This window comes from Paenibacillus glycanilyticus, assembly GCF_030161375.1.
In the GTDB taxonomy this organism is placed as follows: domain Bacteria; phylum Bacillota; class Bacilli; order Paenibacillales; family Paenibacillaceae; genus Pristimantibacillus; species Pristimantibacillus glycanilyticus_B.
This window is the reverse complement of the sequence record NZ_BSSQ01000006.1, coordinates 145454-163261: the sequence shown is the minus strand read 5'-3', so window position 1 is coordinate 163261 and position 17808 is coordinate 145454. Positions and strand designations below refer to the sequence as shown.

Sequence of the window (17808 nt, the reverse complement as noted above, 5' to 3'; positions counted from 1 at the left end):
CTATCGCGATCTCATCTGCCTTTTTACAAAAAACGTACAACCCTGAAGCAAGTCTGCTTAGTCTATTGGGCCCATTTGAGCATAGTTATCAGTATTTGCGTAAAAAGGAGGCCACAGCATGCCTTTTGTAAACCGATTTTTCTTAAACCGTACGGGAGGAGCAACCTTTACCGGAAACACGCTTGGCTTAAGCCGGTCAGAAACGGTCGGCGTACCGGGAACGGTGGATAGTATCGGCGGGTTTGTCACGACCAATACGGCTCTGACATTCGGTACTTATCCTGCGGGAACAACCGGCAACTATGCGCTGAACAGCTCTTCTGCCGTACTGGTGTTGCCTGCGGGAGCAACGATTCTGTACGCCGAGCTGATTTGGGGCGGTACGTACCTGAACAACGGCGTTGATTTGAGTGCATTCATTAATAATGCCGTTAGCTTCACGACCCCTGCCGGAACCTTCTCCATCAGCCCGGATCCTGCTACCTCCCAAGAAGTTGCGCTTAGCGTTGGAACCAATGCTTACGTGCGTTCGGCTACCGTTACTTCGCTTATATCGGCGGCGGGAGCCGGAACGTATACGACCGGCGGGGTAGTCGGCACGATCGTCATTCCGGATCCGACCTCCAACCATGCCGGCTGGACGCTTGCCGTCTTCTACGAAGATGCCACTCAGCCGCTTCGAAATCTCTCTTTGCGGGTAGGAGCGACCGTCATCCAAGCTTCGCAGGGTCCGGTAGATACCGTTATTACGGGATTTGCCACTCCGTTTGTCGGGGCACTGAACGGCAGAGCATTAGTTGGTGCGCAAGAAGGCGACGCGAACAAAACGGGCGACCGGATGTTGTTCGGACAAAGCGCTGGCACCCTTTCGCCATTGTCGGGTCCAAACAACTTCTCCACGAACTTCTTCGCATCGCAAATCAATAACAACGCAGGCAACCTTGATACAACAGGAACCTTTGGAACGCGCAATCAGATTAACGGAACTCCGGGCTCCAATATTATCGGCGGCCGTCAGGGCTGGGATATTACGAATGTCACCGTTTCCTCTACGCTGGTTAACGCGCAAACCGCTGCCGTATTCCGGCTAATCACAAGCGGGGACGGTTATCTGGTCGATTCCGTCGGTCTGCAGATCGATATCCAGCAGCCGCAAATTACGGTCGTCAAGTCTGCGGATTCCATAGCTACCGTCATTGGGGATACCGTGGAGTATACGGTTGTCATTACAAACACCGGAACGGTCGAAACGACCTCCGTCGTTATGTTCGATACGGCGATTGTCGGGTCGGAGCTGGTACAGGGAAGCGTCACGTTAAACGGAGTGATGGTAGATGCTGATCCTGAGATGGGCGTTCCGATCGGCACCCTTGCTGCGGGGCAAGTAGCAACCGTTAAATTCAAAGTACTTGTGACCTCGTTGCCTAATCCGCCTTTCTTGAAAGATCAGGCAACCGTAGCGTATACTTTCAAGCCGACGCCGGATGCTCCTCCAATCTCGACGGTCGTTCCTTCCGACGTCGTGGAAATCCCTGTATTCCTCCCGGCTCTCATCGTCCATAAGGAAGCCGATCTGGCTACTGCCATGGTTGGGGATATCATAACTTACACGCTTACGATTACAAATATCGGCAACATCGACTTCACGGGAATTGTTACCGATCCGCTTCCCGTCAGTACCAGCTTCGTTGCCGGCAGCGTGTTTGTTAATGGCGTGAACCAACCTGGAGACAATCCGAGGCTTGGCATTGATATCGGCGTGCTTGATATCATTCAGGTCGTCACCATTACGTATCAGCTTCTCGTGGAATCCGTTCCGCCTGAGAACATCGTTCGCAACCGCTTTGATACCGCTTATATCGTCACCTTGCCGGACGGCCGGATTATCACGGGTAACGAGCCGTCAAATCTGGTCGAGATTCCGGTCACCTCGCCGATGCTGACAACCGTAAAGGAAGCCGATCTGCCAAGCGCGGTCGTAGGCGAAATTATTACGTATACGGTGACGGTCACCAACACCAACCCTACACCTCTCACGAATGTCATCTTAACGGACAATATCCCTGTCGGCAGTTCTTTTGTGGCGGGCAGCGTTACGATTGACGGCGTACCGTTCCCAAGCGCCAGCCCAATCGCCGGCATCCCGATTGCGGTATTACCGGCTAATACTAGCGTCGTACAGACGTTCCAGGTAAGGGTCGATTCCCTGCCTAATCCTCCGGTTCTCGTCGACCAGGCCGTCGAAACGTTTACTTCAGGTACTTTTACCGGCATTTCGTACTCCGAAGAGGTTACGGTGCCCGTCGTTCAGCCCGGCATCTCTCTCGTTAAGCGGGCAGGCGTCACGGTAGCCAATGTGGGCGATATCGTCAACTACTCGGTAACGGTCACAAATACGGGTAATATCGAGATCATTCCTATCTTGTTTGATCCGCTCAACGCCTACAGCTCGTTTGTTGCCGGCACGGTAATGGTTAACGGTACAGTGAATGCCACGGCAAGCCCGATTACCGGCATTCCCGTAGGACCGGTGGCGCCTGGCGCAGCGGTCGTGGTGTCCTACAACGTTATCATGACAGCCGTGCCGCCATCCCAGTTCTATGTCAACCAGGCGAACGCGACGTTTACCTACACGCCGCCGGGCCGGACGCCATTAGCGGGAACCGGCGTATCCAATGAAGTCCTTATTAAAAATCCGATCTATACGCTCGATGTCGTGAAATCGGCTAGCGTAACGAGCGCCATCGTTGGCCAGATTGTTGATTATACGATTGAAGTGACAAATAACGGGCCTATCCCGGCTACCGATGTCATTGTCACGGACAGAGTAACCCCAGGTACTTCCGTCGTTTCGGGATCCATCCGGGTTAACGGTCTCCCTGCCATTGGGGACCTCACAACAGGCGTAAATATTGGCACGTTGGCATCAGGCGCAACCGCTACCGTTACTTTTCAATCCTTAGTCACTTCCATTCCCGATCCGTTCCCAAGAATCGACGATTTCGCGATCGTTACGTTCAATGAAGACGAGATAGATCAGACCCCAGCGGTATCCAATACGGTATCGATCAGGGTTACGCAGCCTATCATTACAGCCAGAAAAAGCGCCCTGCAATCCACTGCATTCGTGGGAGAATTTGTCTATTACACCATCGAGGTCGAGAACTCCGGTTCCTACAACGCCTTGGCTACATGGTTTGACGTACTGCCGGAAGGCTCCTCCTTCGTGGCCAATGGCTTGACGGTGAACGGATTCTCCGTACCTGGTGCCGATCATTATCAAGGGTTGTTCCTCGGCACGATGATCGCCGGAATTACCAATATCGTTACCTTTATCTTGAAGGTCGAGTCTTATCCGCCAACGGGCGTACTCGTCAACCAGGGGGATATTTTGTTCCAATTCGAGCTGCCAAATGGCCAGCTGGTCGATCAGCGGGTCCGCACGAATCCAGTGACGGTTACCATTCTGAGACCGCCAACCGTGGTTAAATCCGTCAACGTCAGCGAAGTGTTCGTTGGTGATTCCGTCATCTTCACGCTTGTCGTGAACAATCCTGAGAATACAACGCTCAGTGGAGCCGTGTTGCAGGACATTGTACCTGCCGGTCTGGCGTTTATTCCGGGCAGCGTCACTATCGACGGCGTAAGTTCGCCTGGCGCGAACCCGGCTATCGGCATTCCGCTTGGAGCGGTTGGAGCCTTCCAAACGATCCGCGTTACGTTTGCCGCCCAAGCGGTATTCGAACCGGAAAATCCGCTCACGGTTAACCGTGCTAGCCTCGCTTTCAACTATACGACTCCTCAAGGAGTGCTTATCCCGGGCAATGTCATTTCTGATCCGGTTACGGTGCTCATCAACGATCACGAAGAATAACCTATATAACAAACAAAGCGGCCTGCTATAGGCCGCTTTGTTTGTTATTAATCCTCTAAATTATTAAGCACGTTATCCTCAAGCGCGGCTGCTTTCGAGCCGTACTCTTTAATAATATGCAGCTCGCCCCAATTGCATAAGGAATCCAGGATCGGGCGAAGACTATCCCCATATGGCGTCAGCTCGTACTCAACTTTTGGCGGAACCTGATTGTAGACAATCCGGTTCACGATTCCGTCTTGCTCCAGCTCGCGCAGCTGCTGGGTCAACATTTTTTGCGTGATGGACGGCATAAGCCGTTTGAAGTCGCTTGTCCGCTTCTTGCCATGCGTAAGATGGCACAGAATCACGCATTTCCACTTACCTCCGATCACTTCGAGCGTTGCTTCTACGGAGATGTTGTATTTTTTCGCTCCCATTAAGGTCACTTCCATTCCATAGGCACTTTTTAGTGCCTATATTACTTTTTAGTATCTATATTACAAAATAGTGCGTACTGGTCATAGAGATGGATTGCCTCCATAATAGCACTTACCGGCCGATCAATACAACATTACGAAACGGAGAGTGTTAGCATTATGGTTAACAAACAGAGCCGCTCGGCACTTGCGCTGCTAGCGCTAGCCATCAGCTCTTTTGCCATCGGAACAACGGAGTTCATCAGTGTTGGACTTCTGCCCTTAATCTCGGAAGATCTGGATATATCCGTTACGACAGCGGGATTATCCGTTACTTTATATGCAGTTGGCGTTACCGTCGGAGCTCCGCTCCTTACGGCTCTTACCTCAAGAGTGCCGCGCAAAAGTCTTCTAATTGCCATCATGATTGTATTTATTCTCGGCAACGGCCTTGCCGCCAGCGCAAACACCATAACAATGCTGCTCATTGCCCGCGTGATATCATCCTTCTCGCATGGCGTATTTATGTCCATCGGTTCGACGATCGCGGCTGAGCTTGTCTCGGAGGACCGCCGGGCCAGCGCGATTGCGATGATGTTCTCCGGCCTTACGGTTGCGACCGTTACCGGCGTGCCGCTTGGCACCTTGCTGGGGCAACATGCCGGATGGCGCGCCGCATTTGTTGCCATTGCCGCGATTGGCGTTATTGCGCTTGTCACTAACCTGCTGCTCGTGCCTAATAATTTACGCAAGGGCAACCGGACGAAGTTAAGCGAGCCTTTCAAAGTATTGAAAAACACTCGGCTGCTGCTCGCTTTTGCCGTTACCATGCTCGGCTATGGAGGCACGTTTGTCGTATTTACCTATCTGTCTCCGTTACTTCACGATATCACCGGGTTTAAGGATAGTACGATTGCGGGTATTCTGGTCTTGTACGGAATCGCCATCGCAATCGGCAATCTGATCGGTGGCAAAGCGGCTAATCGCAAGCCGTTATCGGCTTTGTTAGTCATGTTTATTATGCAGGCGGTTATTTTGCTTGTTCTGACGTTCACGGCGCCTTACGCGGCCGCTGCATTAGTAACCATTACCCTGATGGGCCTCTTAGCCTTTATGAATGTACCGGGTCTTCAAATGTATGTCGTCCTGCTCGCGGAACGTTATGCGCCTAAATCCATCGATGTCGTCTCGGCTCTTAACATCTCGGCATTTAACGCCGGAATCGCAATTGGAGCCTATGTCGGCGGGATCATCACCGATGGGCTTGGCTTGATTCATACCCCTTGGATTGGCGCGATTATGGTGCTTGGCGCCGTCGTTCTGACCGCATGGAGCCGTAAGCTCGAGAAGAAAGATAGCTCAGGAAATGAGCAGTTGCAAGCTTCCGCTTAAGCGGAAATAAACTAGATGAAATTAATAAAAGAGGAGATTATCTATCATGACAACTACAGCACAACATTTAAACGATAAAGTTACTTTGCACAACGGTGTCGCTATGCCTTGGCTTGGCCTTGGCGTATTTAAAGTCGAGGACGGCAGCGTAGTCGTTAATTCCGTAAAAGACGCGATCAAAAACGGTTACCGCAGCATCGATACGGCAGCCATTTACGATAATGAAGCAGGCGTTGGCCAAGGCATCCGCGAAGCGATAGCCGAATATGGCGTAACCCGCGAAGAACTGTTTATCACATCCAAAGTATGGAACGCGGATCTGGGTTATGAATCCACCCTGGCGGCATTTGAGACAAGCTTGAACAAGCTTGGTCTGGATTATCTCGATCTGTATCTGATCCACTGGCCGGTTGAAGGCAAATACAAGGACGCATGGCGCGCGCTTGAAACTCTCTACAAAGATGGCCGCGTCAAAGCGATTGGCGTCAGCAACTTCCACGTACATCATCTGCAAGACGTAATGAAGGATGCGGAAATTGTTCCGATGGTCGATCAAGTGGAATACCATCCGATGCTTGCCCAGCGCGATCTCCGCGCTTTCACTCGCGAGCACAACATCCAGCTGGAAGCTTGGTCCCCGCTTATGCAAGGCCAGCTGCTCGAACACCCCGTACTCGGCGGGATCGCGGCGAAACACGGCAAATCGGTAGCTCAAGTGATTTTGCGCTGGGATCTGCAGAACGGCGTCGTAACGATCCCGAAATCGATCAAGGAAGCGCGTATTATCGAGAACGGCAACGTCTTTGATTTCGAGCTGTCCGCGGACGAAATGGCTGCTATCGATGCCTTGAACGAAGACAGACGCGTTGGTCCGGACCCGGACAACTTTGATTTCTAATATCGAGTTATGATTAGGATAGCTGCCCCAAAGCCATTGGCTTTGGGGCAGCTTTTTTATTTTCATTGTGGCAGATCGATGAATTTACGCTTAATTGACTTGCTTTGCAATTTATCAATTGATAAAATAACTTCCATAAAGATAATTTATCACGCGATAAATTAATAGCTAAAGTATTTTCAGACAGAAGGGAATCCTGCTCGATGGGACGCAGAAAAAAACAACCGTTAGACGAAGCCACCCGCGCCATGATCATCCATACCGCGCATGACCTGTTCATGGAGCAGGGCTACCGGTCGGTCACAACCCGTCAAATTGCCGAAGCATGCGGGTTGACGCAGCCGGCGATGTACCATTATTTTGCGGACAAAGAAGCGCTCTATACCGAGGTGCTGCGAACCGTTACCGAAGATACCAAAATCGCCATGAATAGCCTTGCCGCAAGCGAAGGCAAGTTGCGGGAACGGCTGGTTAAGCTCGTCGCGTACATTTTGCAACACATGCCCGATGATCTCAGCCAAATGGAACGGGATATTCGGCACGAGCTTAAAGAGGAGAACCGGCAGCTCATTACGCAGTGGTGGCGGGAATGTTATCTGCTCCCTCTCTCGTCTTTGTTCGTAGAGGGCCAGCAGACCGGACAAATTCGGACGGCGGAGCAACACGGGCTTGATCCTTTTGCAGCCTCCTTCACCCTGTTGAGCATGATTCAACGAAAGCCGGGAGGCCCCGGAAGCAGCGCAAGTCCGATACCGGTTGAGGCGCTTGCCACCCGGACGGTTGACGTGCTGCTGTTTGGCCTGGCTTCCGAGGCTGGAAGAGAAGAAGCAACTGTTCAAATTAAAGGAGATGAGAATGGATGAATGGATTAAAACGGATCGCCGGCGCCGTAAGCGGCAACAAAGGAAGATGGATTACGCTGGTTGTGTGGATCGTCATCGTTGGCCTCGCCAACGTCCTCTTGCCGTCTTCGAGCGATCATAAGAACGATGCGGCGGCGAATCTCGAGAGCAGCGCCCCTTCCGTGCAGGCTGATGCGCTTAATGATCATAACGGCATTCCGGCGATTATCGCCTGGCACCGCATCGCTGGTTTGACCGATGAAGATATTGCCCAGATTCAAGCGTTATCGCAAAAGCTGGCGGACGACCCGCTTCCTCATCAGACCGAACTTCCGCCGCTTCACCAAATGCCGCTGCCTGCGGTGAAGGCGATGTTGTCGGAAGACGGCACAACCATGCTGCAGACGGTTGTTTTTGACAAGGAAGCTTCCTCCGATGAGCTCAAAATCAGCCTGGAGCAGCTGCAGGCTGACGCGGAAACGATTTTTACAACCAAACCGTTTGATACCGCTCTTGATGAAGAAGGTTTGGTCGGGCGGATTACCGGACCTGCGGGCATTGGCGTGGATGCCACCTCTTTGTTCAAAGGGGCCGATGTTTCGCTCCTGATCGCAACCACCCTGCTTGTCCTCATTATTCTTCTGCTGATCTACCGTTCGCCGATTCTCGCCCTTATTCCGCTGGTGGCGGTTGGGTTCGCTTATGGCCTGACAGGCCCGATTCTCGGCTGGATGGCGGATGAAGGCTGGATTACGTATGACTCGCAAGGCTTATCCATTATGACGGTGCTGCTCTTCGGCGCGGGAACCGACTATTGCCTCTTCCTGATCGCCCGCTTCCGCAGCGTGCTGACAACAGAGTCGAATAAGCGGCAAGCTTTGCTCAAAGCGCTTAGCGATTCCGGAGGCGCGATTACGATGAGCGGCTTGACCGTTGTGATGTCATTGCTCGCCCTGCTGCTGGCGCAATATGGCGCGATTCACCGCTTTGCGGTACCGTTCAGCTTGTCGATTCTCATCATGATGATCGCAAGCGTAACGCTTGTACCTGCCCTGCTCGCGATTCTCGGACGCGTCTCCTTCTTTCCGTTTGTGCCGCGTACGCCGGAGATGCTGGCCGAACGTGCCGCACGGAAAAACAAACCGCTGCCGGCAGCGAAAACAAAGCCAAGCTTTGGCATCCGCTTAGGCGAAGCGATTGTGAAGCGTCCAAAAACGATTGCCCTTTCGACGCTTGTTGTGCTGGGGATTACGGCTGCTTTTTCCGCCCAGATCAAATTTACGTACGATACGCTATCTACTTTCCCGGAAGATATGCCATCCCGTGAAGGGTTTACCCTGATTGGCGAACACTTCTCCGAAGGCAGTCTGGCAAAAGTTCAGGTACTGGTGAAAACGGGCGGTCAGGATGTGCCGCTTGGGCAAAAGCTCGGGGAACTCGCCAACATCAGCAACGTATCCGAACCCGTAGCGAATACGCGTGATGCGGGCATTGTTTCTTATAATGTGGAGCTGGCGATGAACCCTTATTCCATTGAAGCGCTCGATATGATTCCGGTCATCCGCTCGGCAGCTGAACAGTCTCTTACGGATGCAGGCATTGCCGATGCTAAGGATAACGTCTGGATCGCGGGAGCTACGGCAGAGCAATACGATACACGCCAAGTAACCGGCGACGATGCTTATAAGATTATTCCGGTCATTATCGGCATGATTGCGTTGCTTCTGCTGATCTATCTGCGTTCTTTCGTGGCTATGCTGTATCTGATGGGAACCGTGCTGCTCTCCTACTTCAGCGCGCTTGGGATCGGCTGGCTCGTGCTGCATCACTTATTTGGCGCTGACGCCATCCAGGGACTTATTCCGCTGTATGCTTTTGTCTTCCTGGTTGCGCTTGGCGAGGATTACAACATCTTTATGGTGTCGAGCATCTGGAAAAAGAGCAAGACCATGCCACTGAACCGAGCCGTTGTAGAAGGCGTCGCTCAAACCGGCGGCGTCATCACCTCGGCCGGTCTCATCCTTGCGGGTACGTTCGCCGTTCTGGCAACGCTGCCGATCCAAGTGCTCGTCCAGTTCGGCACCGTGACGGCCATTGGCGTCCTGCTTGATACGTTTATCGTCCGCTCCTTCCTCGTACCGGCACTAACGGTCTGGATCGGCAAGTGGGTATTCTGGCCGTCGAAGCCAGAAGCTGCGTCCGCCGCTAAGGAGGATGAAAGGCCGCTGACGAGTTAAGGTCCCTCAGGGACCTTAACGGCATTACTTGACCTCGGATTTACGCAAATAAGACCCTCACGGGGTCTTATTTTGCTTTTCTCGGCCAAAACCGGTCGGATAAGACCCTGAAAGGGTCTTATCCGGTTCTGCTCTGGCGGATTCCCTCTCGGCTCAGCCAATTCCCGCTTAGCTGAAGCGCATTATCGCTCCGCTTACGCGAATGCAATCCTTCGCCGGCGCCACCGCGCCGTTCCCTATGTCGTGCCAAACGTCACGCCGAGCTCGATCAGCCAGCGGCGGTAAGCGACGGACAGCGAATCCGCCTTGTGGTTGAGCTCCAGCTGCAAGTCGAGCGGCAGCAGCTCGGGCTTTTGCGTCTCGATAATCCATTTATCCTGTTCGAAGACGGTGTCTTGGAATTGTACGAACTGTTCATCCGGCACGTCGAAGCCGTAGTTCCGGGAGACGGACATATAGACGAGGCATTCTTTCTCCTCCACGGGCAGCACCGTCAGCAAGATCCATAACGTCTGGCCGGTAGCCGCATCCCGCTTCGACAACCGGGCCGCGAGGGGACGGAATACTTCCTTCACATACACGTACGTCGTGCCTTCCTCCATCTCGGAGCCGGAATGGGCGATCGGCTGGAAGATCGGAACGTCGCTCGTATAGACGCGCCCCTTCTCCTTGAACACCTTGAAGTCCGGCAGCTCCGCGTAATCCGGATGGCCAAGCAGACCGCCGTGCACGAACATCAGATGGGCAAAATCCGTAAAGTTCTCGATCACGCGGGTTCCAGCCGCATGCACCGTATACGGGCCGCACGCAAGCGGACGGTAATCCGGATTTTCGAATTCCTCGAAATAAGGAAGATCGCTCACCGGGTCGCCAAGGCATACCCACACCAAACCATACTTCTCTACCGCATGGTATTTCGTCGCCCGCGCCCGCGCCGGGATCTTATCCGTCTTCGCCTGAGCCGGAATGCAGACGCATGCCCCGCTGCCGTCATACTTCCAGCCATGGTAAGGACAAACAAGCGTCTCTCCTTCCACTCTGCCCTTCGAGAGCATCGCGCCGCGATGAACGCACAAGTCGCGCAGCGCGTACACCTGACCGCTCGCCGCACGGTACACGGCGACCCGCTCGCCCAATACGATAACGGAGACAGGCTCTTCCTTCAGATCCTTCGCAATATAAACGGGATGCCATTCCTGAAACAAAACGGTATCTTTCACGGTTGCTGTCAGCATATGAGCCACTCTCCCTTTTCTATTGGTTGCCGATGACTTTGTCGCCGGATTTCAACGCATCGATAATGGCGTTCATCTTATCTTTAATGTCTTGCGAGATCTTATCTTCAAAGCCGTGGAACGGAGCCAGATAGATCGCGCCGTCCTTCACGCCGAGCAGCTGCGATTCCGCCTTCATCTTGCCCTGCGCAATCCGCTCCACAACAACCTTCATCGCTTCCGGATAGTCCTGAATGACGCTCGTAACGACCGTATCCGGCCCGCTGGCGTTCTGATCCTGGTTGGAGCCGATGGCAAATACGCCTTTTTGCTGCGCTGCTTCGATCCCGCCTAGTCCCGCTTGGTTCGCATTCGTCATGACGACGTCGGCGCCTTTCTCGATGAACGATATCGCGGTTTCCTTCGCTTTGGCTACATCGCTGTCGCCGCCCAGCATCGTAGACAACACTTTAATAGAAGGAACGGTTTCCTTGGCACCTAGTTCAAAGCCTTTCACCGAATTCGTAATGGGAGGGATATCCGAGCCGCCAATTGCCGCAACCGTGCCGGATTTGGACAACAGCGCCGCTATTGAACCCATGAGATAACCTTGTTCGCTGTTGTTCAAGCTGAGAGAGGTGAGGTTAGGTTCTTGGGAGATCGTGGAGCTGTTAACGAGGAACCAAGTATCCTTGTAGTCCGGAGCAATGTCCTTCATAATGTCCCCGTATTCAAAGCCATGTCCGATAATAACGTCATAACCATCATCGGCATATCCGCGAATGAACTCAGCCGCATCGGAGTTGCTTACTTTCTCGGAATAAGCCGTTTCCGCGCCAAGCTCTTCCTTAATCTTCATCAGCCCTGCGTATGCCGTTGCGTTCCAGCCGTTATCATTCACCGGACCGGGCGTTAACAGCGCTACCTTCAACGCCTTGCCGCCGCCCGCAGCCGCCGTCCCTGTACTCTCCGCCGTGCCGCCTTCCGACTTATTGCCTCCGCTGCCGCATGCCGCGAGCACCATCATCAACAAACATACGCCTACTACCGCCATCGATTTCGCCAGTTTCCCCATTCTCATCCTAACCCCTCCCAATTGGAATGATATGTTCCTTCTATATGGCACAAGAAGTATCCGGGCGGATCCCGGCCATCAGCCTGCCGATACGATCCAAATCCGCCGCTTCTCTATCCATCGTGTCCAGCAGCTCTCCCTTATACAGAACCGCAACGCGGTCCGACAAAGCCATCACTTCTTCCAGTTCCGTCGAGATAAGCAAAATCGAACAACCGCGCTCTCTCGCTTCAAGCAGCCGCTTATGGACATATTCCGCCGCGCCTACGTCCATCCCGCGAGTCGGCTGCATCGCCACGATCACCTTCGGATTCAGCATCAGCTCCCGGGCCAAAATCACCTTCTGCTGGTTGCCGCCCGACAGCCTGCCGACCGGAACCGCTGCCCCGGAAGTTCTGATGCCAAAGCTTCCAATCTGCTCTTCCGCGCATTCCCGGACCTTTCTTCGGCTGATCCAACCGCCTTGGCTGAACTTGCGCTTCCGGTATTCCTTCGCAATCAGATTCTCCTCCACGCTCATCTGCAGCATTAGCCCTTCCTTATGCCGATCTTCGGGGATATACGCGACGCCGCGCTCCGTCATCCCTCGCGGGTGCTGGCGGTGCAACTCCTCTCCGCCGAGTTCGATGACGCCCGAATCCTTCTGCCGCAGGCCAAACAACACCTCGCTAAGCTCGCGCTGTCCGTTCCCGTCAACTCCCGCTATGCCAAGAATCTCGCCTTCCCGAATGTGAAAAGCAAGCTCCCGCAGCACCCGCGCGCCGTCAACGCTGGCATGCAGCCCCTTCACGCTAAGACGGATGTTCCCGCTTGCTACTCCTGCCTTCCGGACCGGAGCAACCACATCGCGGCCAACCATCATGCGGGCCAGATCCGCCGGCGTAGTCCCGGCCAAATCTTGCGTCCCGATCAGCTTGCCAAGCCGAAGCACCGTGACCCGGTCGCAAATGTCCTGCACCTCTTGCAGCTTGTGGCTAATAAAAATAATCGTCTTCCCTTGCGCCTTAAGCGTCCGCAGCACCCGGAACAGATCTTTCACCTCGGCAGGCGTCAACACCGCCGTCGGTTCATCCAGAATAATAAATTCCGCGCCGCGCACCAGCGTCTTGACGATCTCGACGCGCTGCTGCTGGCCTACCGACAATTCGCTTACCCTTGCCTCCGGCTGGATATCAAGGCCAAACCGGTCCGACAGCTCCCGAATTTCCGCACAAGCCTTCTTGAAGCGGAACAACGGCCCGCGGCCCCGCTTCATGCCTAGCAGCACATTTTCCGCTACCGTCAACGCCGGGATCAGCATGAAATGCTGATGCACCATTCCAATCCCCGTGCTCACCGCCTGCCGGGGAGAGGCGAACGCAACCGGCTTGCCTTTGAAGAGGATCTCGCCCTCATCCGGCTCCAGCATGCCCGACAGCATATTCATGAGCGTGCTTTTGCCCGCGCCGTTCTCGCCAAGAATGGCGTGAATCTCGCCCTGCCGGATCGCCAGGTTCAGCCGGTCATTGGCCACAAACGAACCAAACCGCTTGACTAACCCGCGTATTTCCACAATCGGCTCCATCGTTTCTCCCCCTAACTAAACTAACTGCTCCGATCTGCGAGACTTTTATAGGAAGCGGCCGTTGCCGCAGGCTGTTTGCTCTTGCCCGAGAACCAGGCGAGCGCCACCATCGTAAGCAAATAGGGGAACATCAGCATGAACTGGTACGGAATCTTGATCCCAAACGACTGGAATCTTAGCTGCAGCGCGTCCGCTCCGCCGAACAACAACGAGGCGCCCATCGTGCCAAGCGGCGTCCATTTGCCGAATATGACGGCCGATAGAGCGATAAATCCGCGCCCCGCCACCATGTTTTCCGTGAATTGATTCAAGATGCCAAGCGATAACGAGCAGCCGGCTACCCCGGCCAGCATGCCGCCAATGAGGCAGCAGATATACCGGATGCGGTGAACCCGAACGCCAAGCGTATCCGCCGCGAGCGGGTTCTCGCCTACCGAACGCACTTGAAGCCCCCAATTCGTCTTGTAAAAAATAAACGCGGCAGCAGGCACGAGCAAATAAGAGACATAAGCGAGCACGTTCTGATTAAACAAAGCGTCGCCGATATACGGAATATCGCTCAGCAGCGGAATCGGCACGCTCGGAATGCCTTTTACCTGCACCGCCTCCTGTCCCATGCCAAGCAAACTCCGGCCAAACACCGTTGTAAGCCCTAAACCGAACAGATTCAGCGCCGTTCCGATCACCACCTGATCCGCCCCCGTCGTAATGACGAGGAAACCAAACAGCAGTCCAACAAGGCCGGTTACGAGAATAGCTAGCAATACGCCAGCCGGAGCGCTATCGAAATAATAAGCTCCAACGACACCCGACAATGCCCCGATAAGCACCATACCCTCCATGCCGATGTTCAAGATCCCGCTTCGCGACATGAACAAAATCCCGAGGGCGGCAAGCAGAAGCGGAACCGACAGACGGATCGCGGAGGCCAAGAAACTGACAATCACTTCCTCGTTCATCTCGCTTCCTCCCCTTTATTGAAGCTAATCTTCACCTCGGATGCCGAATGCGCCGTTTGCAGTTCTTCCGGGAGACGCCGGCTGCCGTACCGGTTCACCAGCCAAGCGATCAATTGCCGCTTCCAACCGCCGAACCAATACCGGTTGCACACGACAAGCACGATAATGGTCGCTTGGATGACGTATACGAGCGAAGTCGAGGTGCCCGTCATCCGTTGCATCGCGTTAGCGCCGCTCCGCAAGCCGCCAAACAAAATCGCAGAACCGATATTGCCAAGCGGATGCGCCCCGCCAACAAGCGCAACGGCAATGCCGTCATAGCCATAACCCGGCGAGAAGTTCTGGAACAATCGGTTCTGTACCCCGGCAATCTCCACAAATCCGCCAATCCCGGCAATTGCTCCGCTCACCAGCATCACAAGAAGCAAATTGCGGTTCACCGGAATGCCCATCACCTTCGTCGCTTGCTTATTGAAGCCCACCGACCGGATCTCATATCCCCATACCGTCCGGTTCAGCACAACGTACAGAATAATCGCGAGCACAACGGCCAAGACAAATCCATAATGCAGCCGTGAATCAAACAGCTTCGCAAGCAGTGCCGATTCCGGCAGCCTTGCGGATTGCGGCAGCGTACCGGAAGGGTCCTTCATCGGCCCGGTCACCATATAGCTGACCAGATAAATGCCTACATAATTCAGCATGATCGTGTTAATGATCTCGCTGGCGCCTTTGAATATTTTGAGCGCGCCGGCAATTCCAGCCCAGAGCGCTCCGCCAACCGCGCCGGCTACGATGCACAGCGGAAGATGTGCGTAGCCCGGCAACCCCGGCACGTAGAGGGCGGCCATCGTACCGGTCATCGCCCCGATATAAATCTGGCCTTCGGCACCGATATTAAACAACCCGCACCGGTAAGCAAACGTATAACAAAGTCCCGCGAACAATAGCGGAGTCGCTTTGACGAGCGTCTCCTTCACGCTGCCCGCGTCGCCAACAGCGCCATCCCAGATCAGCCGGTAAGCCTCCAGAGGCGAGACGCCTGCCGCCGCCATGACCAGTCCTCCGGCGAGCAGCGCAATAAACACCGCCCCGCCATAGAATAGAACTTCAATCACGGCCTTCACCCATCGTTCCGATGCCAGGTTAACCTTCCTTGCTTCCCTCATGAATAACCGCCCTCCGCCCTTTATTCCACCTTGCTGAATACCGGATAAGCCGTACCTAATCGTTGCCTTAGCACATTCACCCTCGCTTGCGCCCGGCGAATAATCTCCTCTTCATCCACAAGCGTGCATTTGCCGCGATGGACAACAAGTTCGCCGTTTACGAATACGGAGTCCACATCATTGCCGTTTGCGTTATAGACGATAGCCGAGCTTACCCGGTGGATCGGCGCAATATGGGCTTTTTGCAGATCAATGACAACGATGTCGGCTTTTTTCCCTGGCTTTAGACTGCCTAGATCATGCGCTCTTCCAATCGCTTTCGCCCCGTTAACCGTCCCCATCTTCAGCACCTGCATCGGCGGCAACAAGGTTGAATCCAGCTGATCCACCTTATGGAGGCAAGCCGTGAACTTCAGCACCTCGAGATTGTCCTGGCAGTTGTTGCTTCCCGGTCCGTCCGTGCCTAGCGCCACATTAATCCCTCTCTCCAGCATTTCCGGCACGCGCGCGACTCCGGAAGCCAAATACATATTGGATACCGGGCAATGGATGACGGTCGCCTCATGCTTTTGCAGCAAATCCAGTTCCGCATCATCCAGCCAAACCCCGTGTACCACCTGCGTATGCCGGCTTAACAGCCCTACCGCTTCCACCAACTCCAAATTCCGCAGCCCAAACCGCTCCATCGTGTTATCGATCTGGTCCCGGGTCTCCGCCACGTGAATATGGGTAATCAGCTTGTTGCGCTCGCAGTATTTGGCCGCCTGCTTCAAGAAGCTTTCCGAGCAGCCATACAGATTAAGCGGCCCGAGCGCAATGGAGATGCGGCCTTCAGCCGCTCCTTGCCAGTGGTCCAGCAGGTCATCCGTACGGTCAAAAATCTGCTCGATCGTCTCGCTAAGCCTAGGCTCATAACTGAGATCAACCCCGCCTCTAGCCATATGGCCCCGGATTCCCGATTCCCGCATAGCCCGCAGAACGCCGTTATCGTTGCCGGCGTGGGTGTGTACGTAGTGATGGTCCATGATGTAGGTCGCGCCGGATTTCAGATTCTCGATGCAGCCAATCATCGCCGCCAGATAGAAATCCTCTTCTTCCATTGCAAGCGACGCCGGCCAAATAATTTGGCGAAGCCACTCTGCAAGCGGCAGATCATCCGATACGCCGCGGATAAACGTCTGGAACAAGTGCGTATGCCCGTTCACCAGTCCGGGAATGACCGCTTTGCCCGCAGCATCCACGACAAGATCAACTTGCCCGAGCAAACTATCTTTGGAGCCGTCCGCTGGCCACTCTCCAACCTCTGAAATGAGATCTCCCTCGAGGAGAACGTAACCGCCCGGAATGACCTGCATTTCCTCATTCATCGTTATGACCGTCCCGTTACGAATCAGCTGCCTTTTCACGCGTATCACACCCTCATGTAAGTTGAATAACCGGTATTTCGAAGGTTTTCGTAACCACTTTGCATGTTTTTGGTTTACTGTGTAATGTTTTATGACATCAGTATAAGAAGGACTCCTAGGAGCGTCAACCACATCGCAACCAAAAACCCGCTTTTTGGGTTCTTTTTCATCTCTTCTATAGACCACTTTGGTTACTAATGTTATATTAAGTGACATAAAAACAACTTTTTTGAAAACCTATACCTGACATGTACTTATCGTAAAGTAGCAAAGCGTGATATTTTACAAGAATGAGGAAAAGGGAGTGGTTCGATGCATTTACCGCACATGGACGAGACGGATCAGGAGATTATTCGGCTGCTGCACGACAATGGACGGATGTCATACGCCAAGATTGGCGAACGCCTTAATCTATCGAGGGTAGCGATTCAGAAGCGCGTTGACGCCATGGTAGACAACGGCATAATCGAGAACTTCACGATACGGCTAAATACCGCAAGGCTTGGCAAATCGATCTCCGCATTCTTTGAGGTGGAGGTGGAGCCGAGGTTAGTCGAGCAGGCCGGCGCTCTGCTCTCGGATGAGCCCGAGGTGATCAGCATCTATCAGATGACGGGACCAAGCTCGCTGCACATGCATGCGTTATTGAAAGACGAAGCATCTCTGGAGCATTTTCTGTTCAAGAAAATTTATGTATTGGAAGGCATCGTAAACGTGAATACCCATATGGTGATCAAACGGTTCAAGCAAGGGACCGGACTCGAGCTGTAGACACAAAAA

The 17808-nt window shown here is 53.8% G+C and carries 13 protein-coding genes; 6 read left to right on the top strand and 7 right to left on the bottom strand.

Annotated elements, in window-relative coordinates; all coding sequences use genetic code 11:
• Positions 1-118 precede the first annotated feature (118 nt).
• The gene (locus QQK89_RS08150; protein WP_284238029.1) at positions 119-3874 is read left to right on the top strand and encodes a hypothetical protein; all 3756 of its coding nucleotides are present in this window, start codon (positions 119-121) and stop codon (positions 3872-3874) included.
• Positions 3875-3921: 47 nt separating this feature from the next.
• On the opposite strand, the gene QQK89_RS08145 is transcribed toward QQK89_RS08150, so the two are convergent.
• Complete coding sequence (locus QQK89_RS08145) at positions 3922-4293, bottom strand: winged helix-turn-helix transcriptional regulator (protein WP_284238028.1); 372 nt, start codon at positions 4291-4293, stop codon at positions 3922-3924.
• 159 nt (positions 4294-4452) lie between these two features.
• Here QQK89_RS08145 and QQK89_RS08140 point away from each other — a divergent pair, with 159 nt between their 5' ends.
• The 4 genes from QQK89_RS08140 (at position 4453) to QQK89_RS08125 (ending at position 9641) form a co-directional block, all read left to right on the top strand.
• Entirely contained in the window at positions 4453-5664 is a 1212-nt protein-coding gene (locus QQK89_RS08140; protein ID WP_284238027.1) for an MFS transporter, read from the top strand.
• A gap of 46 nt (positions 5665-5710) precedes the next feature.
• On the top strand, positions 5711-6562 hold the full coding sequence (locus tag QQK89_RS08135; RefSeq protein ID WP_284238026.1) for an aldo/keto reductase: 852 nt from the start codon (positions 5711-5713) through the stop codon (positions 6560-6562).
• 203 nt (positions 6563-6765) lie between these two features.
• Entirely contained in the window at positions 6766-7425 is a 660-nt protein-coding gene (locus QQK89_RS08130; RefSeq protein WP_284238025.1) for a TetR/AcrR family transcriptional regulator, read from the top strand.
• A complete protein-coding gene (locus tag QQK89_RS08125; RefSeq protein WP_284238024.1) occupies positions 7422-9641 on the top strand; it encodes an MMPL family transporter in 2220 nt (739 codons plus the stop codon). Before QQK89_RS08130 ends, QQK89_RS08125 begins: the two co-directional genes overlap by 4 nt.
• A gap of 236 nt (positions 9642-9877) precedes the next feature.
• Here the strand turns inward: QQK89_RS08125 and QQK89_RS08120 are convergent, their stop codons facing one another.
• From QQK89_RS08120 to QQK89_RS08095, 6 genes are read right to left on the bottom strand one after another with little or no spacing between them, the layout of a single operon-like run.
• On the bottom strand, positions 9878-10876 hold the full coding sequence (locus QQK89_RS08120; protein WP_284238023.1) for an aromatic ring-hydroxylating oxygenase subunit alpha: 999 nt from the start codon (positions 10874-10876) through the stop codon (positions 9878-9880).
• Positions 10877-10895: 19 nt separating this feature from the next.
• Positions 10896-11936 (bottom strand): BMP family protein, encoded by a 1041-nt coding sequence (locus QQK89_RS08115; RefSeq protein WP_284238022.1) that lies wholly within the window; start codon positions 11934-11936, stop codon positions 10896-10898.
• Positions 11937-11970: 34 nt separating this feature from the next.
• On the bottom strand, positions 11971-13494 hold the full coding sequence (locus QQK89_RS08110; RefSeq protein ID WP_284238021.1) for an ABC transporter ATP-binding protein: 1524 nt from the start codon (positions 13492-13494) through the stop codon (positions 11971-11973).
• A 20-nt stretch (positions 13495-13514) separates the two neighbouring features.
• Complete coding sequence (locus QQK89_RS08105) at positions 13515-14453, bottom strand: ABC transporter permease (RefSeq protein ID WP_284238020.1); 939 nt, start codon at positions 14451-14453, stop codon at positions 13515-13517.
• Positions 14450-15622, bottom strand: a complete 1173-nt coding sequence (locus tag QQK89_RS08100) for an ABC transporter permease (protein WP_284238019.1) — start codon at positions 15620-15622, stop codon at positions 14450-14452. The genes QQK89_RS08105 and QQK89_RS08100 overlap by 4 nt, the downstream gene beginning before the upstream one ends.
• A gap of 20 nt (positions 15623-15642) precedes the next feature.
• A complete protein-coding gene (locus tag QQK89_RS08095) occupies positions 15643-17028 on the bottom strand; it encodes an amidohydrolase family protein (protein ID WP_284238018.1) in 1386 nt (461 codons plus the stop codon).
• A gap of 312 nt (positions 17029-17340) precedes the next feature.
• Here QQK89_RS08095 and QQK89_RS08090 point away from each other — a divergent pair, with 312 nt between their 5' ends.
• The gene (locus QQK89_RS08090; RefSeq protein ID WP_284238017.1) at positions 17341-17799 is read left to right on the top strand and encodes an Lrp/AsnC family transcriptional regulator; all 459 of its coding nucleotides are present in this window, start codon (positions 17341-17343) and stop codon (positions 17797-17799) included.
• Positions 17800-17808: the final 9 nt, after the last annotated feature.